The organism is Streptomyces avermitilis MA-4680 = NBRC 14893, assembly GCF_000009765.2.
Lineage (GTDB): Bacteria > Actinomycetota > Actinomycetes > Streptomycetales > Streptomycetaceae > Streptomyces > Streptomyces avermitilis.
Genome location: NC_003155.5, coordinates 8,411,265 through 8,432,868 on the forward strand (window position 1 = coordinate 8,411,265; position 21,604 = coordinate 8,432,868).

Genomic DNA, 21,604 nt, shown 5'->3' on the forward strand with positions numbered 1-21,604 from the left:
GGCGTGATGCAGGACGAGTACCGCACAGTCGCCCACGCGGGCGTGCACGAGACCGAGATCAACCGCTCCCGCTTCCTGTGCGCCCTCGCCCCGGCGGCCACCGAGCAGGAGGCCCAGGACTTCATCGCGGCCGTCCGCAAGGAGCACGCGGACGCCACGCACAACTGCTACGCGTACGTCATCGGCGCCGGTGCCGCCGTCCAGAAGGCGAGCGACGACGGGGAACCGGGCGGCACCGCGGGCGTCCCCATGCTGCAGATGCTGCTGCGCCGGGACATGCGGTACGTCGTCGCCGTCGTCACCCGCTACTACGGCGGGGTCAAGCTCGGCGCGGGCGGGCTCATCAGGGCGTACGGGGGAGCGGTGGGCGAGGCGCTGGACGTGCTCGGAACCCTCACGCGCAAACGCTTCCGGCTCGCCACGGTGACCGTCGACCACCAGCGGGCCGGCAAGGTGCAGAACGACCTGCGGTCGACCGGACGCACGGTGCGTGACGTGCGTTACGGGGAGGCGGTCACGATCGAGATCGGCCTCCCGGACGCCGACGTGGACGCCTTCCGCTCGTGGCTCGCCGACGCCACCGCCGGCACGGCCGGCTTCGAACTGGGCGGCGAGGCATACGGGGACGCCTAGCGACACAGCGACACAGCGATACAGCGATACAGCGACACAGGGATACGGGATACGGGGACAGTGAACGGGCGCTCCGCCCAGTCGGCGGCCTGTGCTGATTTCCGGAGTCATGGCGACTTGTGTGCATCCCGGCCGGTTCGGGCCGCAGTGGCACGTTCAGGACATTCGCCGTGCGTGGTCATGGCATCATGGGTGAAAAGTAGTACTCCGCCGCGTCGGCGCGGTCGGCTTCTTTTTTTGTCTTGCACCCGGCTCGTTCCTGCAATTCATTCGGCTCGTGCCCGCCGAGAATTCCTCGATGCGTGCCCTGTCGAGGAAGGTTCTCCATGAACCGTTCAGCTCGCACGAACGACCGCTTCTCCAACACCCGTAAGAAGGATGGCTCCGCCGGTTCCGGCCGGGGCGCCCGCTCGGGTGGCAACGGGCGCCGTCCCTCCACACCGCAGGGGGAGTTCGCGTTGCCGGTCACCGTCACGCCGGCCCTCCCCGCGGCTGCGACGTTCGGCGAGCTGGACCTCCCCGCCGAGTTGCTGAAGACGCTCACCAGCCTCGGCGTGAACGAGCCGTTCCCGATCCAGGCCGCCACCCTGCCGAACTCCCTGGCGGGCCGCGACGTCCTGGGCCGCGGGCGGACCGGATCGGGCAAGACGCTCGCCTTCGGCCTGGCGCTACTCGTGCGCACGGCCGGACAGCGTGCCGAGGCCCGGAAGCCGCTGGCCCTGATCCTCGTCCCCACGCGCGAGCTGGCCCAGCAGGTCACCGACGCGCTCACTCCGTACGCCCAGTTGCTGAAGCTGCGGCTGGCCACCGTGGTCGGCGGCATGTCGATCGGCCGGCAGGCGAGCGCACTGCGCGCCGGGGCCGAGGTCGTCGTCGCGACTCCAGGCCGCCTCGCCGATCTCATCGAGCGCAAGGACTGCCGGCTGGACCGGGTGAGCATCACCGTCCTGGACGAGGCCGACCAGATGGCCGACATGGGCTTCATGCCCCAGGTCACCGAACTGCTCGACCAGGTACGCCCCGACGGCCAGCGGATGCTGTTCTCGGCCACGCTGGACCGCAACATCGACCTCCTGGTCCGTCGCTACCTCCATGACCCGGTGGTCCACTCGGTCGACCCGTCGGCGGGCACGGTCACCACGATGGAGCATCACGTGCTGCATGTGCACGGCACCGACAAGTTCGCCACCGCCACCGAGATCGCCGCCCGCGACGGGCGCGTGCTCATGTTCCTGGACACCAAGCACGCCGTCGACCAGTTCACCAAGCACCTGCTGGGCAGCGGCGTGAAGGCCGCCGCCCTGCACGGCGGCAAGTCGCAGCCCCAGCGCACCCGCACCCTGGCGCAGTTCAGGACCGGCGACATCACGGCGCTCGTGGCGACCAATGTCGCGGCCCGCGGCATTCATGTGGACGATCTCGACCTCGTCGTCAACGTCGACCCGCCGAGCGACCACAAGGACTACCTGCACCGCGGCGGCCGTACCGCGCGCGCCGGTGAGTCCGGCAGTGTCGTCACCCTGGTCCTGCCCAACCAGCGCCGTGAGATGGCGCGGCTGATGTCCGATGCCGGCATCAGGCCGCAGATCACTCAGGTCCGCTCGGGTGAGGCCGAGCTGAGCCGTATCACCGGCGCCCAGGCGCCCTCCGGTGTCCCCATCGCCGGCAGCGGGCCGGTCACGGAGCGCCCCAAGCGCGGCGGTGCCCCCTTCCGGGGTATGGGCACTCGCCCGGGCCGCGCCGGTGGTGAGTCCCGCCGGTCCGCCGAGGCCCGGCAGACGGCCGAGGCCCGCAAGGCCGCCCGGATCCGTCGCGGCGCGTAGCCCGAGCGCAGCTGAACGCCCGCGGGACCGCCCGCCCGAACGCCCGTCGGCCGCGCCGCAATTCAGGTCAATGTGGACATCTATGGCTATAGGTGGCGGATGTCAGGGGCGGACCGGGATGTGTGAGGAATCGGGTGCCGACAGGCGTTAGCGTGGTCGGTGCTGACGGTGAGGCCCGTGCTGGTCGGCGCCGGTTCCAGGGGCGTAGGGCGTAGTAAGGGGAAGCATGCAGGTCGGAGCGGTGTCTTGAGGATTCTGCACACGTCCGACTGGCATCTGGGCCGGGCGTTCCACCGGGTGAACATGCTCGGTGCCCAGGCCGGTTTCATCGGCCATCTCGTCACGACCGTGCGTGAGCGCGGCGTGGACGCGGTGGTCGTGTCGGGGGACGTGTACGACCGGGCGGTGCCGCCGCTGGCCGCGGTCGAGCTCTTCGACGACGCCCTGCACCGGCTGGCGGACCTGGGCGTGCCCACGGTGATGATCTCCGGGAACCACGACTCGGCGCGCCGACTGGGCGTGGGCGCCGGCCTCATCGGCCGCGCCGGCATCCATCTGCGGACCGAGGTCTCGGCGTGCGGTACGCCCGTGCTGCTGTCCGACACCTTCGGCGACGTCGCGTTCTACGGGCTGCCGTATCTTGAACCGGCCCTGGTGAGGGACCAGTTCGGGGTGGAGAAAGCGGCCCACGAGGCCGTGCTCGCCGCCGCCATGGACCGGGTCCGGGCCGACCTCGCCACGCGCCCGCCGGGCACCCGTTCCGTCGTCCTCGCCCATGCCTTCGTCACCGGCGGCGAGGCCAGTGACAGTGAGCGGGACATCACGGTCGGCGGGGTGGCCGCCGTGCCCGCCGGGGTCTTCGACGGCGTCGACTACGCGGCGCTGGGACATCTGCACGGCAGCCAGACCATCACCGAGCGCGTGCGCTACTCGGGCTCCCCGCTGCCCTACTCCTTCTCCGAGGCCGAGCACCGCAAGAGCATGTGGCTCGTGGACCTGGGGGCCGACGGCTCGATCGAGGCGGAGCGGGTCGACTGCCCGGTGCCCCGCCCGCTCGCCAGGATCCGTGGGCCACTGGAGGAACTGCTCGCCGACCCCGGGCTGACGCGCCACGAGGAGGCGTGGGTCGAGGCCACGCTCACCGACCCGGTGCGCCCCGCCGAGCCCATGGCGCGACTGACCGAGCGTTTCCCGCACACGCTCAGCCTCGTCTTCGACCCGGAGCGGGCACCGGAGGACCCGGACGTCTCGTACGCGCGGCGCCTGGCTGGCCGCAGCGACCAGCAGATCGCGGAGGACTTCGTGGCCCATGTGCGCGGCGCCGGACCCGACGCGCGCGAACAGGCCGTGCTGCAGGACGCGTTCGACGCCGTCCGCGCCGACGAGGCGGTCCGGGAGGTCGCCCGCTGATGCCCGCGACCGCCGGACACCCACGGCGCCCGGTGCGGCGACCGCACTCGAACACGGAGGGGAGCCGATGAGGCTGCACCGCCTGGACATCACCGCCTTCGGCCCCTTCGGCGGCGCCCAGACCGTCGACTTCGACGACCTCTCGGCCGCCGGGCTCTTCCTGCTGCACGGACCGACCGGGGCGGGCAAGACGTCCGTCCTGGACGCCGTCTGCTACGCGCTGTACGGGGCCGTGCCGGGCGCCCGCCAGAGCGGCCAGGGCATGACCCTGCGCAGCGACCACGCCGCGCCGTCCACCCGTACCGAGATCCGGCTCGAACTCACCGTCGCCGGACGCCGGCTGGAGATCACCCGGCAGCCGCCCTGGGCGCGCCCCAAGAAGCGCGGCGCCGGTACGACGACCGACAAGGCCCAGAGCCGGCTGCGCGAACACGACGCGGCGGCGGGCTCCTGGAAGGACCTCAGCCGCTCCCACCAGGAGATCGGTGAGGAGATCACCCAGCTGCTCGGCATGAGCCGGGAGCAGTTCTGCCAGGTCGTGCTGTTGCCCCAGGGCGACTTCGCACGCTTCCTGCGCGCCGACGCGGAGGCGCGCGGCAAACTGCTCGGCCGCCTCTTCGACACCCACCGCTTCGCGGAGGTCGAGAAGCGGCTCGCCGAGCGGCGGCGGGCGGTCGAGGCCGAGGTGCGGGCCGGGGACGCCACGCTGCTCGCCGACGCGCACCGCATGCAGCAGGCCGTCGGGGACGTCGTCGAGGTGCCGCTGCCCGACCTCGCGCCCGGCGACCCAGGACTCGCCGAGACCGTCCTCACCTGGGCCGCCGTCGCCCGCTCCACCGCCCGCGAGCGGCTGACCCTGGCCCACTGCGCGCGTACGGCGGCGGAGTCCGCGCAGGCCGCCGCCGACCGCGTACTCGACGACGTACGCGAAGTGGCACGCCTTCAGCGCAGGTACACCGAGGCGCGCGAGCGCGCCGCGCTGCTGGAGGAGCGCTCCGACGCCCACCGGGAGGCGCAGACGCGGATGGAGCGTGGCCGCAAGGCCGAGGCGGTGGCCCCCGCGCTCGATCTGCGCGACGCCGCCGAGGCCGAGCACCGGCGCGCGGCCACGGACGAGGCACGCGCGCGCACCGCCCTGCCCGAGACGTTCGCCGACGCCGGCGCGCCCGGCCTCGCGGCGGCGGCCCGCAAGGCGGCCGAGGAACTGGGCGGCCTGGAATCCGCCCGCCGGGCCGAGCGCCGGCTCGGTGAACTCACCGAGGAGCGTGCCTCCCTGGACCGCCAGGAGCGCGCCGACGACGACGTCCTCCAGGACGCCGAGAGCTGGCTCGCCACCTGGGAGGCGACCCGCGCCGACCTCCAGGCCGGCATCGAGTCCGCGCAGGAGGCCGCGACGCGCGCCGAGCAGCTCGCCGTGCGCCGCGACCCCGCCCAGGCCCGCCTCGCGGCCGCCCGTCGGCGCGACCGGCTCTCCCAGGACACGGACGAGGCCCGGGCCCGTGCCCTCGCCGCCCGCGAGCACGCGACGGACGCCCGGGTCCACTGGCTCGACCTGAAGGAACAGTGCCTTCAGGGCATCGCCGCGGAACTCGCCGCCGGTCTCGTCGACGGCGCTCCCTGCGCCGTGTGCGGCTCCCTCGACCATCCGGCGCCCGCGCGGAAGATCACCGGGCATGTCGACCGGGAGACCGAGGAGCGGGCCCTCACCGCCTACCAGCGCGCCGACGAGACGGCCACCGTGGACGAGCGGCGACTCGGCTCCGTACGCGAGGAGCTGGCCGCCGCGACCGCGGAAGCGGGCGACGCGCCGACCGCCCACCTCGCCCAGGAGGCAGCGGAGCTGGAGCGGCAGCATGCCGAGGCGCGCGCCGCCGCCTCCGGGCTGCACACCGCGCGGCAGCGGCTCGCACAGGCCGAGCTCGAACACGAACGGCGGGTCGCCGACCAGCAGCAGGCCGCCCTGCGCGCCGCCGCCCGGGTCTCCCACCGGGACACGATCGACCGGGAAAGGGCCTCGCTGGAGGAGGAGTTGGCAAAGGCCCGGGGCGCCGCCGACAGCGTCGCCGCGCGTGCCGCGCAGCTGGAGCGCCGGACCGCCCTGCTCACGGACGCCGCGGACGCCGTGCGCACGGCCGAGGACACCGCGCAGCGCCTCAAGGACGCCGACGCGCGCCTGGCCGACGCGGCCTTCCGCGCCGGGTTCGACACCCCGGGGGACGCGGCCGCCGCGCTCCTCGACGACGCGGCCCACCGCGACCTCCAACGGCGCCTCGACGCCTGGCAGTCCGAGGAGGCCGCCGTACGCGCGGTGCTCGCCGAGGCCGACACGGCCGCCGCCGCGCGGCAGCCGGCCGCCGGCCTGGCCGCCGCCGAAGAGACCGCCGAGCTGGCCGCCCGGCGGCTGCGGGACACCGCCTCCGCCCAGGACGCGGCCGCTCGGCGCTGCGCCGAACTGGACCGGCTGTCCACGCGCGCGCTCACGTCCGTACGCCGGCTGGCGCCGCTGCGCGAGGAGCACGACCGGGTGGCCCGTATGGCCGGACTGGCCGCGGGTACCTCCGCGGACAACGAGCGGAAGATGCGCCTGGAGTCCTACGTCCTCGCCGCCCGTCTGGAACAGGTGGCGGCGGCCGCGACCGCGCGCCTGCGACGCATGTCGTCGGGGCGCTACACGCTCGTCCACTCCGACGACCGGGCCGGACGCGGACGCAGCGGTCTCGGGCTGCATGTCGTGGACGCCTGGACCGGCCGCGAGCGGGACACGGCGACGCTCTCCGGCGGCGAGACCTTCTTCGCGTCGCTGGCTCTCGCCCTCGGCCTCGCGGACGTCGTCACCGACGAGGCCGGCGGGGTGCGCCTGGACACCCTGTTCATCGACGAGGGATTCGGCAGCCTCGACGACCAGACCCTCGACGAGGTCCTCGACGTACTCGACTCCCTGCGGGAGCGGGACCGCAGCGTCGGCATCGTCAGCCATGTCGCGGATCTACGACGGCGCATCACCGCGCAGCTGGAGATCGTGAAGGGGCGGACGGGTTCGGTGGTACGACAGCGGGGCGGGCTGTGACGCCCGGCGGCCCCGGGGTCAGCGACCCAGCGGGCGTCGGGGCAGCGGTGACGAGTACACGACGCTCGTCGTCACGGACCCCAGAGCGCCGATCTTGCCCGACACCTCTTCCAGATGGCGCATCGAGCGCGCGGCGACCTTGATGACGAAGCAGTCGTCGCCGGTGACGTGGTGCGCCTCCAGGATCTCGGGCGTCACGGCGACGAGGTCGTGGAAGGGCTTGTAGTTCCCGTTCGGGTAGCGCAGCCGGACGAAGGCCAGGATCGGCAGGCCCAGGCTGTCCGGGTCGACGACCGCCGCGTATCCCTGGATCACGCCGGCCTCCTCCAGCCGCCGCACCCGCTCGGTGACCGCGCTCGAGGACATGGAGACGGCACGGGCCAGCTCGGCGAAGCTGGCCCGTCCCTCGCGCTGGAGGACATCGAGGATGCGCCAGTCGGTGGCGTCCGGGGAATACGTGGTCATTCCCGAGGAATAGCAGGGGAATCCCCGGCAGATCAAGAGTGACGCCGTGAATCACTCCTTCAGGACGGGGATCACCGGCCGTAGATTCTCAGCCATGAGGGTCCCGTACGGCCGGAGCAGGCGAACGCACCGGAACGGCGGGGCAGGGAGGGAAGGCACCACGATGACCACCACGACGACGCCCACCACGACGACCCCCACATCGCCCCCGACCGTGAAGGCCCCGACCGTGAAGGCCCCCACCGCGAAGACCGCCACCGCGAAGACCGCCGACAACCCCGTACTCCGCGTCGCCCCCGCCTCCCCGGCCGCGGCCGCCGCCTACTTCGGCGCGAGCCTCGCCTTCCACGCCGACGTGTCCGATGTCGCCACCGCACTGGCGGCCGGCGGCGACCCCGGCTTCGTGGTTCTCGACTCGCGCTCCACCGCGTCCTGGGACCAGGGCCATGTGCCCGGCGCCGTCCATCTGCCCACCGCGCTCATCCCGGAGCAGGCCGAGCAGCTCCTGGACAGGTCCGTACCGGTCGTCACGTACTGCTGGGGCCCCGGCTGCAACGGCGCGACCCGGGCCGCCCTGGCCCTCGCCGAACTCGGCTTCCAGGTCAAGGAGATGCTGGGCGGCTTCGAGTACTGGGTGCGCGAGGGCTTCGAGTACGAGACCTGGGAGGGCCGCGACCACCGCGTCGCCGACCCGCTGACGGCGCCGGTGGACGCGGACGACTGCGGCTGCTGAGGCGACCGGGCGTCGTACCACCGCGGGCGGACCCCGCGACGCACGGACGCCGGAAGGCGGCCGCGGCCCCTGCATGTAGGTTCTGCGCATGGCCAGTTGCACGGATGCGGGTGTCGGCGCGGTCGCGTGGGTGGAGTCGGGCGGCGGCCCGCTCATCGCCGTACCCGAGGTGGTGCTCCCGTTCTGGGCGGGGGCGGACGGCGACGAACTGTCCACCGACTACGACCGCGCCTGCGACGTCGACGCGTTCATCGGCCTCGTCCCTGTCGGCGACACCCGGGCCCTGGTCCTCGGCGACGACCCCGGGTCGTGATGATGACCTCCGGACAGGACGGTTTCAGACGCTGACCGCGGCCGGGCTCGCGCCGGTGACGCGAACCCGGCCGCCGCCGAAGGGCTGCGACAGCCGACGAACCGTCACAGCCGCGACAGCCGACGAACCATCACAGCCGCGACAGTTCGTCGACCAGGTCGTCCAGGCCCAGCGAGCCCTGGGACAGGGCCGCCATGTGCCATGCCTTCGCGTCGAAGGCGTCGCCATGACGCTTCTTCGCGTTCTCGCGGCCCAGCAGCCAGGCCCGCTCGCCGAGCTTGTAGCCGATGGCCTGACCCGGGATGGAGAGATAGCGGGTGAGCTCGCTCTCCACGTAGTCCGCCGGGCGGCTGCTGTGCGCGGCGAAGAACTCCTCCGCCAGCTCGGGAGTCCAGCGCCCACCCGGGTGGAACGGCGAGTCCGCCGGGATCTCCAGCTCCAGATGCATGCCGATGTCGACGATGACGCGGGCCGCGCGCATCATCTGGGCGTCCAGATAGCCGAGCCGCTGCTCCGCGTCCGTGAGGAAGCCCAGCTCGTCCATCAGCCGCTCCGCGTACAGCGCCCAGCCCTCGCAGTTGGCGCTGACCCCGCCGACCGTGGCCTGGTAGCGCGAGAGGTTCTCCGCGACGTGCGCCCACTGGGCGAGCTGGAGGTGGTGGCCGGGGACGCCCTCGTGGTACCAGGTCGACACGAGGTCGTACACCGGGAAGCGGGTCAGGCCCATCGTCGGCAGCCAGGTACGCCCGGGGCGCGAGAAGTCCTCCGAGGGGGCCGTGTAGTACGGCGCCGCCGCACTGCCGGGCGGCGCGATGCGGGACTCCACCTTCCGTACCCGCTCGGCGAGTTCGAAGTGCGTGCCGTCGAGCGCCTCGATCGCCTGGTCCATCAGTGCCTGGAGCCAGTCGCGTACCTCGTCGACGCCCTCGATGTGCGCGCCGTGCTCGTCGAGGTGCGCGAGCGCCACCCACGGGGTCTCGGCGCCCGGCAGGATCTTCTCGGCCTCGGTCTTCATCTCGGCGAGGAGGCGGTGGTACTCGGCCCAGCCGTACGCGTACGCCTCGTCGAGGTCGAGGTCCGTACCGTTGTAGTAGCGCGACCAGCGCGCGTACCGTTCACGGCCGACCGTGTCCGGCGCGCCCTCGATCGTCGGCGCGTAGACGTCGCGCATCCAGTCCCGCAGGGACACCAGGGCCCCGGTCGCGGTGCGCGCGGCCGCGTCCAGCTCCGTGCGCAGCGACTCGGGGCCCGACGCCACGAAGTCCTCGTACCAGCCGCGGCCCTGCCCGTCCGTGTCCGACCACTCGGTGAGCTGCCCGATGAACGTCGCGGTGGGGCGCGGCCCCGCGTACAGCTTGCGCTCCAGGCCGAGGGCGAGTGACTCCCGGTAGCCCGCCAGGGCGGCGGGCACGGCGCGCAGCCGCTCGGCGACCGAGGCCCAGTCCTCGTCCGTGTCCGTGGGAGTGATCGTGAAGACCTCGCGCACCGAGTGCGCGGGCGAGTCCATGTTGCCGACCGCCCGCAGCCCCTCGTCGGCCTCGTGGACGGCGAGTTCCGCGGTGAGGCGCTCACGCAGCAGCCGGGCGCAGCGGCGCTCGATGTCGCTGTCCGCGCCGGGCTGCCGCTCCGCCTCGTCGAGACGTGCCAGCGTGGTCCGCGTCAGCTTCGCCAGGGCCTCGTGGCCCGCGGGCGAGAAGTCCGGCAGCTTGCCGGCGCTTGCCTTGTCACCGAGATACGTACCCGTGACCGGATCGAGGGCGATGAGGTCGTCGACATACGCGTCGGCGACCTCGCGGGGCAGCGGGCTCTTCGTCTCTGACATGCGGACATCCTTATACGGAGAGCTGGTCCGCGTCAGGCCGATATGCCGGGTCGGGCGCGGTGTCAGCCTGATTTCGCCGAGGGCGTGACCTGCGGCCCGGGCGGCAGCAGCGGACCGCAGTCCCACTGCTGGAAGATCAACCGGGTCTCGACCCGGGCCACTTCGCGCTGCGACGTGAACTCGTCGAGGACCAGCCTCTGCAGATCCGCCATGTCGGCGACCGCGACATGGACGAGGTAGTCGTCGGGGCCGGTGAGGTGGAAGACGGTACGCGACTCGGGCAGCGCCCGGATCCGGTCCACGAAGGGGCCCACCAACTCCCGCCGATGCGGCCTGACCTGCACCGACAGCAGCGCTTCCAGCCCCCGCCCCAGTTTCGCCGGGTCCAGTCGCAGTTGATGGCCGAGAATGACTCCCGCGCGGCGCAGCCGCGTCACCCGGTCGAGACAGGTCGAGGGCGCCACCCCGACCTGCGCCGCGAGGTCGCGGTACGTCGTCCGGGCGTCGTTCTGCAACAGCCGCAACAAATGAAGATCCACCGGATCGAGTACGACGGATTCGCCCATGCGCCGAACGTAACACGACCTTCTTCGCCCGGACCCCGGCCGCTGTTCAGGCTTCCCGGCATGAACTTCGGCAGCTACGACACATACGTGGATGAAACCGCGGACGCAGCGGACGCAGCGGACGCAGTGGACGACGGCCGGGGCGCCGGCGGCTTCGGGGGCGGGCCCGCGGTGCGGGCGCTGGACACCGAGGCCGTGCACGCCGGGCGGGACGACCTCGCCCGGCAGGGTCTGCACGCCGCGCCGATCGACCTGTCCACGACCTACCCCTCGTACGACAGCCGTGCGGAGGCGGCCCGCATCGACGCCTTCGCCGCCGACGGCGCGGAGCCGGCCGGGCCGCCCGTCTACGGCCGGCTGGGCAACCCGACCGTGGCCCGCTTCGAGACCGCCCTCGCCCGGCTCGAGGGCACGGACAGCGCGGTCGCGTTCGCGAGCGGCATGGCGGCGCTGAGCGCGGTGCTGCTCGTACGGAACGCCATGGGCCTGCGGCATGTCGTCGCCGTACGGCCCCTGTACGGCTGTAGCGACCATCTGCTGACCGCCGGACTGCTCGGCTCCGAGGTGACCTGGGTCGACCCGGCGGGCGTCGCGGACGCCCTGCGCCCCGACACCGGTCTTGTCATGGTGGAGTCACCGGCCAACCCGACGCTGGCCGAACTCGATCTGCGGGCGCTCGCCCACGCCTGCGGCTCCGTACCGCTGCTGGCGGACAACACCTTCGCCACCCCCGTGCTGCAACGCCCCGCCGAACACGGCGCCCGGCTCGTGCTGCACAGCGCCACCAAATACCTGGGCGGCCACGGGGACGTGATGGCCGGAGTGGTGGCCTGCGACGAGGAGTTCGCCCGGGGGCTGCGCCAGATCCGCTTCGCGACGGGCGGGGTGCTCCATCCGCTCGCCGGCTATCTGCTGCTGCGCGGTCTCTCGACGCTCCCGATACGTGTACGGGCCGCCTCCTCGAACGCCGCCGAACTCGCCCGTCGGCTCGCCGCCGACCCGCGGGTCGCCCGCGTCCACTATCCCCGCATCGGCGGCGCCATGATCGCCTTCGAGGTGTACGGCGATCCCCATGAGGTCATCGCCGGGGTCCGCCTGATCACCCCCGCCGTGAGCCTCGGCAGCGTCGACAGCCTCATCCAGCACCCGGCGTCCATCAGCCATCGCATCGTGGACGCGGCGGACCGCCGGGGTGCCGGAGTGAGCGACCGGCTGCTGCGGCTGTCGGTGGGCCTCGAGGACGTCGAGGACCTGTGGGCGGACCTGGACGGGGCGCTGGGGACGGACCGGCTCCCCGAGACGGCGGGAGCGGGCCGCGAACCGTCGCGGACCGCGCTCCGGCTCCCGGAGCGGGCCGCGGACCGATAGCCCTCCTGGAGCGGGCCGCGGGCCGCGGCCCGGGGACCGGGGGCCGGGGTCGCCCGCCCTCCCCGTCGGGGGTTCGGGAGGTGCCGGGGACCCGGCCACGCACACCGGCCCGGCGCGATGCGCCGGGCCGGTCCGTCCGATCTGCTGCGTACCGCTGCGTACCGCTGCGTAGGACCGGTGCGTAGGGCCGGTGCGCGCCTAGTCCCTCGTGCCGTGCCCGGTGTGCTGCCCCAGCGCCGGGTCGTACGGCGGCTGCGGGGGCACCGCGGCCGCGTCCAGGCGGGCCGTGATCACCAGGGTGCCCTCCTCGATCTGGTAGTCGAGGGGCAGGTCGAGGCCGCGCATCGCGGCGACCATGCCGGTGTTGGACGCCTGCGTGACCGCGTACACGTTCTCGCAGCCCGCCTCGACCGCCATCGCCACCAGACGGCCGAGCAGTTCAGCGCCGATGCCGCGCCGCTGCCAGTCGTCCTCGACGAGCAGCGCGATCTCGGTCTCGTCGCCGTCCCAGAGGAGATGGCCGAGCCCGACGATGCGGCCCGACGCGGTCTGCACGGCGAGCGTGCGCCCGAAACGCGGACTGAGCAGGTGGTTGAGGTAACGGTCCACGTCGCCGAGCGGGCCGTGATAGCGCATGCTCAGCGTGCGCGGCGAGCAGCGCTCGTGCATCGCCTTCGCCGCTGCGAGGTCCGAGACGTCGGCCCGGCGCACGGTGATCGCGCTGCCCTCGGGAAGCTGTAGTACGTCGTGGCTGCGCGGAATGCGCGGACCGAGCCGCGCGTCCAGTTCCACCAGCGCCCGCGCCCGCGCGAACTCCGTCGGGGTGAACGGCAGATACGGCCGCTCCACCGTGATCACTCCGCCTTCCGGCGCCCGTAGCCGCAGCACCGTGCCCTCCAGGGCCCCCTCGACGGGCGCGCCCTCGTTCACGCGGCCGGAGCCGGGGGAGGCGGCGGGCAGCGAGCGGATCGTGCACCGGCCGAGCAACTGCCGCAGTGCGAGCGGGAGTTCCGCCGCGTCCAGCGCCGTGCGGGTGGCCAGTCCGAGCACGCGTGTCGGCGCGTCCACCAGGTCGTGCGCGTCCGCGCGCTCGATCCAGGTCCCGGTGCCGCCGGCCCGCGAGATGGCGTACGTGACCTCCGCCCCGGCCAGCTGCGCCGGAGCACGCAGCAGGAACTCGTCGACCGTGCCCTGCGCCAGCGGATGCGTCTGCAGGCTGAGGATGTCCACCCGCTGTCCGGCCAGCGCCGTGCACAGCGCGGCCAGCGAGCCCGGCTCGTCCTGCACCGTCGTCCGCATCCGCCACAGCACGGTCGCGCCCGCGACCGCGTTCGCGTCGGACGGCCCGGCCTGCTGCCTCTCGGCGGGCGGCCGGGGGCCGGTATCGTCCACCGGCGGGGCGTGCCCAGGGCGCCGTGCCCACCATGTGTGGAATCCGGCCGTCGCGGCGAGCACGACAGCCGTGATCACCAGCAGGGCGGGGCCGTCGGGGGCGTGCCCGATCAGATTGGCCACCGCGTCCGCCACCGCCACCGCCGTGAACAGCGCGGCGAGTTCGACGACGTCCCGCCGCCAGTGGTGGACCGGACGCCCGTGCTTCGCACGGGTCACATCAGACATGTCTGGAGTCATGCAGCCACTGTGGAGGAACGGTGTTGCGTGATCACAAACGCTCTGTGACCGATCGGTAAAGTGTGATTCTGCACCTTTTGTTGTTCTTTTGAATACTTCTTGGCGCCGAGTGTGCGAGCTGCGCGCCCTGTCTGGTCAGAGCGGTGGCGTGGCCCGCAGGAGCGGGGACATACGGCAGCCGCGCACCGGGGGATGACTCCGGTGCGCGGCGTGATGATCGAGAGTACGCGAGTCGGCGGGCCGCCGTCGCACACCGACCGCCGGGCGGATCAGGGGCGGGCCGCGCCAGGTGAGGCGACAAGTCGACGACCGGCCGGGCGAGTTACCGGCTGATGCTCGCCCGCCCCGCTGTCACTGCCCCACGCGCCCCGGCTGCAACACCTGTGTGAACAGCACCGTCCCGTCCTGCTCGCGCAGCCGGACCGTCAGCTCCCCGCTGTCGCCGTCGATGTCGACCTCGCCGAAGAACTGGTATCCGCCGGCGGGAGAGACGTTCGACGCGGTCGGCGCCTTCACGAACACCCGCTCCGGACCGAACGTGTCGTCCAGCGCGCTCGCCGGGAACGCACCGGCGTTCAACGGGCCCGAGACGAACTCCCAGAACGGCTCGAAGTCCGTGAACGCGGCCCGTGACGGCTGGTAGTGCTGTGCCGAGGTGTGGTGCACATCGGCCGTCAGCCAGACCGTGCCGGTGACCCGCCGGTGCTTGATGAACCGCAGCAGCTCGGCGATCTGGAGCTCCCGGCCGAGCGGCGCGCCCGGGTCGCCCTGGGCCACGGCTTCGATGTTCGGCTTCCCCTCGGTCGTGTCGGGCACGACCAGGCCCAGCGGCATGTCCGCGGCGATCACCTTCCACACCGCGCGCGACGTCGCCAGCTCCCGCTTGAGCCACCCGAGCTGCTCGGCGCCGAGGATGCCCTGCGGGTCGGTGGTCTGCCGGCCGGGCGAGTTCGCGTTGCGGTACGTACGCATGTCCAGCACGAAGACGTCCAGCAGCGGACCGTGCCGCACGACCCGGTTCACCCGCCCTTCACCGGCGCCGGGGTGCAGCGTCGAGATGGGGAAGTACTCGCTGAACGCCCGGCGGGCACGGCCGGCCAGGACGTCGACGCTCTTCTCCGTGTAACGGGTGTCCGAGTCCGCGATCACCTCGCCCGGGTACCAGTTGTTCCGCACCTCGTGGTCGTCCCACTGGATGATCGAGGGGACCTGGGCGTTGAACCGCTTGAGGTTCTCGTCGAGCAGGTTGTACCGGAAGTTGCCGCGGAACTCGGCCAGGGTCTCGGCCACCTTGGACTTCTCCTCGGTGGTGATGTTCCGCCAGGTGCCGCCGCCCGGCAGCGCGGCGGTGGCCGAGATCGGCCCGTCGGCGTAGATGCTGTCGCCGCTGCACAGGAAGAAGTCCGGGTCGAGCCCGGCCATCGCGTCGTAGATCCGGTAACCCCCCAGGTCCGGGTTGATGCCCCAGCCCTGCCCCGCCAGGTCGCCCGACCACAGGAAGCGCACCCCGCCGCGCCGCCCGGGCGGCGTCGTGCGGAAGGTGCCGGTGACCGGCTCACCGGTGCGCCGCGGATCGTCCGGGTCGGCGAGGAGCACCCGGTAGTGGATCTGCTCGCCCGCGGGCAGCCCGTGCAGCCGCGTCGTGCCGGTGAAGTCCGTGTTCGCGCCGACGAGCGGGCCCTGCCACCTGCGCGGGCTGCGGAACGCCTCGGTCGCGGAGGTCTCGACGATCATCCGGGCCGGGCGGTCGGACCGTACCCAGACGAGACCGGAATGGGCCGTCACGTCTCCGGCCTGGACGCCCCACCCCGCCTTCGGCCGCCCCGAGAGGGCGAACGCCGGTGCCGAGCCGGGCATGGCGGGCAGAGTCAGGGCCGCCGACGCGGCGAGGGAGCCGCGCAGCACGCTGCGACGGCCCGGCAACGGGAGTAGTGACATCGATGAGCCTCCAGGGACGGATTCCGGCCGGTGTGCAACGCCACAACTACTGGTGCGCCGCAGCGCACATGGAAACCACAAGTGAACAACCGACCCCGGCGCCGACGGAACCGGGGTGACGCGAACGTGTCACGACAGCAGGACGCCGGCCGCGAAGCGCTTGTCGGCGTGTGGCGGTGTGCGTCGGCGTGTGTCGGCGTGCGACGGCCGCGAGGCGCTGGTCGGCGCGCCGTCGACACGGCCCTGACGTCGGGTCAGCCGCGCACCGCGTCCGACATCAGCCGTACCCCCGCACGGATCCGCGCGGGCGGCAGATGCGCGTAGCCCAGCACCAGCCGTACCGCGTCGTCCGGTGCCGTCCCGTACGACGCCAGCGGCCGCACCGCGACTCCGGCCGCGGCCGCCCGCTTCAGGAACCGGTCCACCGGCCCGTACCGATCGGGCAGCGAGGCGATGACATGCAGGCCCGCCGCGATCCCGGAGACCTCCGCCCCCGGAAAGTGCTCCTCCAGAGCGGATACGAGAGTGTCGCGCCGCTCCTTGTAGGCGCGCTGGCAGCGGCGCAGCTGGCGGTCGTAGTCGCCGCCTTCCACGAACCGGGCCAGGAGCGCCTGATCGACGACCGGGTTCCCGAGGTCCATGGTCCGCTTCCGCTCCACGACCTCCTCGGCGATCGAGGCGGGGACGAGCAGCCAGCCGAGCCGCAGTCCGGGGGCGAGCGACTTACTGATCGAACCCGTGTACGCGACATGCTCGGGATCGAGTCCCTGGAGGGCGCCCACGGGGGCACGGTCGTAACGGAAGTCCCCGTCGTAGTCGTCCTCGACCACCAGCCCGTTCACCGAGCGTGCCCAGTCCAGCAGTTCGGCGCGGCGGCGCGCCGAGTAGGCGATTCCCGAGGGGAACTGGTGGGCGGGCGTGGTCACGACCGCTCGTACGCCCGAGTCGCGCAGCGGCCCGGTGGCCAGCCCCTCCTCGTCCAGGGGCAGCGGTACGGTGCCGATGCCGGCCGACGCGTAGAGGGCACTGTGTTCCGGGCTTCCGGGATCCTCGACGCCCACGGTCGTCGTCCCGCGCGCGTGCAGCACGAATCCGAGCAGGGTGGTCGCCTGCGCCACTCCGGAGACGACCACGATCCGCTCGGGGTCCGCGACGACGCCCCTGCGCCGTGCCAGCAGCTCGGCAAGGGCGGTACGCAACCGGGCCAGGCCGCGCGGATCCGGGTAGCCCAGCGCGTGGTGGGGGAGCTCCGCGAGCACGGCGCGGTGTGCGGCCGCCCAGGCCGTACGGGGAAACAGGGACAGGTCCGGAGTGCCGGGCAGGAAGTCCGCGCGGGCACCGGGGGAGCGCGGGGCGAAGTCACGCGCGCGTGGGTGGGCGGCGCGGGCTGCGCCGCCCACCCAGGTTCCGGCGCCCCGGCCGCTGCGCAGATACCCCTCCGCGGTCAACTGCTCGTACGCCTCCGTCACCAGGCCCCGGGACACGCCGAGGTCCGCGGCGAGTTCACGGCTCGACGGCAGCCGGGTCCCGGGCGCGAGCCTCCCGGAGCGGACGGCCGTACGCAGGGCGGCCTGGAGACCGCGCCCACGCGCGCGTGCCGGCGCCGCGGCGGCCGGCAGGAGCAACTCCCAGGCGGCGGCCCACGGTGCGGACCCGGACGACACGGACTCGCCCGCCCCAGACACCTGTCCGGACGGCGCCGGCCCGGACTCGCCCGGCACCGCCCCGAGCCCGCCCGGCACCTCCGCATTGGTCCCCGATGACGTCATGGAAGTGGACCTTAAACCGGACCGGTTCCGTTCGTAGCGTCGCCGTCATGAACGCGACCACCACCCGCGGGGCTCTGCTCGCCGCCCTCGCCTGTGTCCTCGTCGGAGGCTCCTTCACCGCCAACAGCGTCCTCGGCCACTACCCGTACGCGGGCGGCCAGTTCCTGCGCTACGGCCTCGCCTGCCTGCTGCTCCTGCCCCTGGTCGGCCGGGGCGGCACGGCGCCGCTGCGCTGCCTCACGTCCCGTCAGTGGGTACGTCTGGCCGCCCTCGCGGCCGTCGGCATGGTCGGCTTCAACCTCTCCGTGATCGCCGCCGAGCGCTCCGCGGAGCCGGCGGTGCCGGGCGTCTTCGTGGGCTGTGCCCCGGTGGTCGTGGCGGTCGTCATGCCCCTTGTGGAGGGACGCCGTCCGCAACGCCTCGTCCTGTGCGGTGCGTCGCTCGTGGCCGTCGGCGCCTTCACCGTGCAGGGCTGGGGTCGTGCGGACGGTGCGGGGATCGCCTTCTCCTTGAGCGCGCTGGCCGGTGAAGTCGGGTTCGCCGTGCTCGCCGTGCCCGTGCTGCGTCCGCTCGGCCCGAGGCTGCTGTCGGCCGTCGTCTGCGCGATGGCCGCGGCCGAGTCCGCGGCGGTGGGACTCGTCGTGGACGGCACGGCATGGCTGCGCACCCCGGACCGCACCGAGGCCGCCGCACTGCTGTGGCAGGCGGCGGTCGTCACGGTCGTCGGCTTCGTCTGCTGGTACATGGGCATGCAGCGCATCGGCGCCGAGCGCGCGACCCTCTTCTCCGGCCTCATCCCCGTCGCGGCGGCCTGCACGGCGCCCCTGGTCGGCACCGGCTCGTACGGCGCCGTCCAGGCCGCGGGCAGCGGGCTGGTCGGAGCCGGAGTCGCCCTGGGTTCGGGCGCGTTGCGGCGCGGCGCCGGGCGCTCAGCGACTGCCGTCCAGGACGACCCGCGCGACCAGCGCCGGATCGTCGTTCATCGGGACGTGCCCGCAACCGGGCAGCCGCACCAGCCGGGCCCTGGGGATGATCTGCTTCGCCCGCACCCCCTGGCGGCGGACCAGGAGCCGGTCCTTGGTACCCCACGCCACGGTGACCGGCACGGCGGGGATGTCGTCCGTGAACTGGACGGTGGTGCCCGCCTTGAGGGTCTCGGAGAACGCCGCGGCGTTGGCCAGGGCGAGCGTCTCGGCGACGACCGCCTCGGGTGAACGGCGCCCCGGGCGGGCGTAGATGGTGCTCGTCAGCGCGGCGCGGCCGACCGCCGTACGGGACAGCCGCTCGACCACCGGAAGCGGCAGCTGCCGTGCGCCCTGTCGCATCGCCATCAGCACCCCGAAGGCGTACCGCCGCTCGACCGGCGTCCAGAAGCCGGCGGGCGAGAGCGCCGTCACGGACCGCACGAGCTTCTCCCGGCCCAACTCCAGGGCCAGCAGACCGCCCAGGGAGTTGCCCGCCACATGCGGACGCTCGATCCCCAGTGCCTCGCACAGGGCGCCGAGCACGGGCACCACCGTCGACAGGTCGTGCCTGAGCCCGTCGGGCAGCGCGGGGGACTCGCCGAAGCCGGGGAGGTCGACCGCGATGACGTCCCGCTCCGTCGCCAGGATGTCGACGACCGGGTCCCAGGCCTGCCGGTGGTGGCCGATGCCGTGCAACAGAAGCAGCGGCTCGCCGGCGCCCACGCGCGCGTAGGAGACGGTCGCGGTCCGCGGGCCGCGCGGAGAGGGGACACTGAACGAGACCGTGGCGGACATGGGCCGCTCCTTGTCTGGGGACGCACTGACGGACGCTTTCGTAGACAGCTTGTCAGCAACTGCTACCGACGGGTAGCCCCCGGTCACCGTCAACCACGCGCGCGTAGCCCTTCAACGCGCCCTGCGCGCCTCCAGGTTGAACTCCGCGTCCCCGAAGTGCCGGAAGAGGTCCGGGCACGGGTGGACCCCGCGGCCATTGTGCTCCGGCCGACACCGGTTCCGCCTGGACACGGCGGGAGGCGTCGGATGGGATGGAAGCGTGACCACCGACGCCGCGACCGAGGTCTTCGTAGAGCACCGCCCCGTCCTGATGGGTGTCGCCTACCGCATGCTCGGACGGGTGGCCGACGCCGAGGACGTGGTGCAGGAAGCCTGGCTGCGCTGGTCGGGCGCCGACCGCTCCGATGTGCGCGAGCCGCGCCGCTACCTGGTGCGCATCACCACCCGGCTGGCCATCGACCGGCTGCGCCAGTTGCGGTCGCGCAACGAGGCGTACGTGGGGCCGTGGCTGCCCGAGCCCTACCTGACCGACTTCGGCGACACCGTGCCGGACGCGGCGGAGCGGGCCGTGCTCGCGGACTCCGTCTCCCTGGCCGTTCTCGTCGTCCTGGAGTCGCTGTCGCCGCTGGAGCGCGCGGTCTTCGTGCTGAGGGAGGCCTTCGGGTTCCCCTTCGCGGACATCGCGGTCACCCTGGAGCGCAGCGAGGCCGCGGTACGGCAGCTCGCCGGACGCGCCCGCAAACACGTGGACGAGGGGCGGCCGCGGTACGAGGTCGACCCCGCCGAGCGCCGCGACCTGACCGAGCGGTTCCTCGCCGCCGCGGCCGAGGGCGATCTCGAGGGGCTCATGTCGATGCTCGCCCCGGACGTCCGACTGGTCGGCGACAGCGGCGGCCGCGCCCGGGCACCCCGGCGGGTCCTGGAGTCCGCCGACAAGGTCGGGCGCTTCCTCGTCGGCGTCACCCGGAAGGGCGTCGCGGACGTGTCGTTCCGCTCCCTTGAGGTCAACGGCGGTCCGGCGCTGCTGGTCCTGTCCGCGGGCAAGCCCGACAGTGTTTTCCAGCTGGACGTGGCCGACGGCCGTATCCAGTGCGTCTACATCATCCGCAATCCCGAGAAGCTGGTGTCCCTCTCCGCCGGCTAGGGCAGGCGCGTACGACCACGAGGAGCCCCCGTTCTCATGAACGGGGGCTTCCGCTGTGTGACGCGGACATCGCGCGGCGCGAACGCCCTGTGAACGCTCAGCGTCGGCGTACCCGCGCAATCCCCAAGCGATCGAGGATTGGTCTTGACCAAGGGTGGGGGCGGCCCTATGGTCGCAGAGAAAGTGCAACAACCTTTAATAAACAAGGGCGCTAAAAAGCCGCCGGGCCACGGCGATTGCGGAGGACAGGGTGGGGACCACGCAGCTGGAATCGGTACCGGAGCCTAAGTACTGGCATCTCAAGACCGTGCTCAGTGAGGCACTCGACTCCGAGTTCTCGGTGGGCGAGATCCTGCCGAACGAGCGTGACCTCGCGGCCCGCTTCGGCGTCGCCCGCGCCACGCTCCGCCAGGCTCTGGAACAGCTCGAACTGGAAGGCCGGCTCCAGCGCCGCCGGGGTGTGGGCACCACGGTCGCCCCGCCCCGCATGGGGGTGGCCGTCGGGTCCGAGCAGCACACCTGGCCGGGCGCGGCCGGTGACGCCTGGCAGCCCGTGGACTGCACGGTGGCGGCCCCGCCCCCCGCGGTCGCCGGCGTCCTGGAGACCGGCCGGAACGAGCAGGTGCACACCGTACGCCGCTCCCGCGTCACTCACGGACACCCCGTCGCCGCCGAACTGCTCTACATCCCGGACTTTTCGGTGCCCGACCTGTCGGCCATCGACGCACCCTCCGGCGCCGCACGCGCGCGTGCCGTGCTGCGCGAGTTGCAGCGCCTGGAGCTGGAGGGCCAGGACCGGGCCGTGGAGCTGGGCTCGGCCCGCGCCGAGGACGCCAAGGAACTCGACCGGCTGCCCGGCGCGCCCGTCCTCGTCGTCACGACCCGCTTCTTCGCCGAGGGCCGTGCGGCGGCGGTCTCCGTCGCCACGTATCGCGCTGACACATGCCGACTGACCTTCGGTGACTCGGGGGGCGTGGAGATACACCACGACCCGGAGCGCCGGGCTTCCTGAACGGTCCGCGGGACCGGCCACCGAGCCCGCCCGCACCCGCGGCGCCCCGGACAGCCGGACACCCGGTCAGCCGGACAATCCAAGCCGCACCCGTCGCGCCCCGGACAACCCGGGGCGCGACGCTTTTTCCGGACGCGCCGCCTCTTACC

The 21,604-nt window shown here is 73.0% G+C and carries 15 protein-coding genes and 2 pseudogenes; 10 read left to right on the forward strand and 7 right to left on the reverse strand.

Features of this window, described 5'->3' with window-relative positions; all coding sequences use genetic code 11:
* Positions 1 to 6 precede the first annotated feature (6 nt).
* The 4 genes from SAVERM_RS36235 to SAVERM_RS36250 all read left to right on the forward strand — a co-directional run bounded on the left by SAVERM_RS36235 (position 7) and on the right by SAVERM_RS36250 (position 6,933).
* Entirely contained in the window at positions 7 to 633 is a 627-nt protein-coding gene (locus tag SAVERM_RS36235) for a YigZ family protein (RefSeq protein WP_010988448.1), read from the forward strand.
* Positions 634 to 959: 326 nt separating this feature from the next.
* Positions 960 to 2,456: a DEAD/DEAH box helicase gene (locus SAVERM_RS36240; protein WP_010988449.1), complete on the forward strand. Its 1,497-nt coding sequence runs from the start codon at positions 960 to 962 to the stop codon at positions 2,454 to 2,456.
* A 246-nt stretch (positions 2,457 to 2,702) separates the two neighbouring features.
* On the forward strand, positions 2,703 to 3,866 hold the full coding sequence (locus SAVERM_RS36245) for an exonuclease SbcCD subunit D (RefSeq protein WP_010988450.1): 1,164 nt from the start codon (positions 2,703 to 2,705) through the stop codon (positions 3,864 to 3,866).
* Between the two features lie 67 nt (positions 3,867 to 3,933).
* Positions 3,934 to 6,933, forward strand: a complete 3,000-nt coding sequence (locus SAVERM_RS36250; protein ID WP_010988451.1) for an AAA family ATPase — start codon at positions 3,934 to 3,936, stop codon at positions 6,931 to 6,933.
* 18 nt (positions 6,934 to 6,951) lie between these two features.
* Here SAVERM_RS36250 and SAVERM_RS36255 read toward each other — a convergent pair whose 3' ends face one another.
* A complete protein-coding gene (locus SAVERM_RS36255; RefSeq protein WP_010988452.1) occupies positions 6,952 to 7,398 on the reverse strand; it encodes an Lrp/AsnC family transcriptional regulator in 447 nt (148 codons plus the stop codon).
* Between the two features lie 163 nt (positions 7,399 to 7,561).
* Here SAVERM_RS36255 and SAVERM_RS36265 point away from each other — a divergent pair, with 163 nt between their 5' ends.
* Positions 7,562 to 8,131 (forward strand): rhodanese-like domain-containing protein, encoded by a 570-nt coding sequence (locus tag SAVERM_RS36265; protein ID WP_037647011.1) that lies wholly within the window; start codon positions 7,562 to 7,564, stop codon positions 8,129 to 8,131.
* Positions 8,132 to 8,219: 88 nt separating this feature from the next.
* Positions 8,220 to 8,441, forward strand: a pseudogene (locus SAVERM_RS36270) (Imm21 family immunity protein); the annotation flags it as partial.
* 133 nt (positions 8,442 to 8,574) lie between these two features.
* Here SAVERM_RS36270 and SAVERM_RS36275 read toward each other — a convergent pair.
* Together SAVERM_RS36275 and SAVERM_RS36280 are read right to left on the reverse strand one after the other, a co-directional pair.
* A complete protein-coding gene (locus SAVERM_RS36275) occupies positions 8,575 to 10,266 on the reverse strand; it encodes a DUF885 domain-containing protein (RefSeq protein ID WP_010988455.1) in 1,692 nt (563 codons plus the stop codon).
* 62 nt (positions 10,267 to 10,328) lie between these two features.
* Positions 10,329 to 10,832, reverse strand: coding sequence for an Lrp/AsnC family transcriptional regulator (locus tag SAVERM_RS36280; protein ID WP_037647013.1), 504 nt, complete (start codon positions 10,830 to 10,832; stop codon positions 10,329 to 10,331).
* Between the two features lie 60 nt (positions 10,833 to 10,892).
* Here SAVERM_RS36280 and SAVERM_RS36285 point away from each other — a divergent pair, with 60 nt between their 5' ends.
* A complete protein-coding gene (locus tag SAVERM_RS36285) occupies positions 10,893 to 12,200 on the forward strand; it encodes a trans-sulfuration enzyme family protein (protein WP_370628504.1) in 1,308 nt (435 codons plus the stop codon).
* A 198-nt stretch (positions 12,201 to 12,398) separates the two neighbouring features.
* Here SAVERM_RS36285 and SAVERM_RS36290 read toward each other — a convergent pair whose 3' ends face one another.
* The 3 genes from SAVERM_RS36290 to pdxR form a co-directional block, all read right to left on the reverse strand.
* The gene (locus SAVERM_RS36290) at positions 12,399 to 13,820 is read right to left on the reverse strand and encodes a GNAT family N-acetyltransferase (protein WP_042493978.1); all 1,422 of its coding nucleotides are present in this window, start codon (positions 13,818 to 13,820) and stop codon (positions 12,399 to 12,401) included.
* A 363-nt stretch (positions 13,821 to 14,183) separates the two neighbouring features.
* On the reverse strand, positions 14,184 to 15,770 hold the full coding sequence (locus tag SAVERM_RS36295) for an alkaline phosphatase D family protein (RefSeq protein WP_037647016.1): 1,587 nt from the start codon (positions 15,768 to 15,770) through the stop codon (positions 14,184 to 14,186).
* Positions 15,771 to 16,024: 254 nt separating this feature from the next.
* On the reverse strand, positions 16,025 to 17,539 hold the full coding sequence (gene pdxR / locus SAVERM_RS36300) for a MocR-like pyridoxine biosynthesis transcription factor PdxR (RefSeq protein ID WP_078234938.1): 1,515 nt from the start codon (positions 17,537 to 17,539) through the stop codon (positions 16,025 to 16,027).
* Between the two features lie 47 nt (positions 17,540 to 17,586).
* On the opposite strand from pdxR, the pseudogene SAVERM_RS46045 reads away from it, so the two are divergent.
* Positions 17,587 to 17,943, forward strand: a pseudogene (locus SAVERM_RS46045) (EamA family transporter); the annotation flags it as partial.
* Between the two features lie 525 nt (positions 17,944 to 18,468).
* On the opposite strand, the gene SAVERM_RS36310 reads toward SAVERM_RS46045, so the two are convergent.
* The gene (locus tag SAVERM_RS36310; protein ID WP_037647019.1) at positions 18,469 to 19,299 is read right to left on the reverse strand and encodes an alpha/beta fold hydrolase; all 831 of its coding nucleotides are present in this window, start codon (positions 19,297 to 19,299) and stop codon (positions 18,469 to 18,471) included.
* Between the two features lie 259 nt (positions 19,300 to 19,558).
* Between SAVERM_RS36310 and SAVERM_RS36315 the strand changes: the two genes are divergently transcribed.
* Positions 19,559 to 20,443: an RNA polymerase sigma-70 factor gene (locus tag SAVERM_RS36315; protein WP_010988463.1), complete on the forward strand. Its 885-nt coding sequence runs from the start codon at positions 19,559 to 19,561 to the stop codon at positions 20,441 to 20,443.
* Positions 20,444 to 20,693: 250 nt separating this feature from the next.
* The gene (locus SAVERM_RS36320) at positions 20,694 to 21,455 is read left to right on the forward strand and encodes a GntR family transcriptional regulator (protein ID WP_010988464.1); all 762 of its coding nucleotides are present in this window, start codon (positions 20,694 to 20,696) and stop codon (positions 21,453 to 21,455) included.
* Positions 21,456 to 21,604 lie beyond the last annotated feature (149 nt).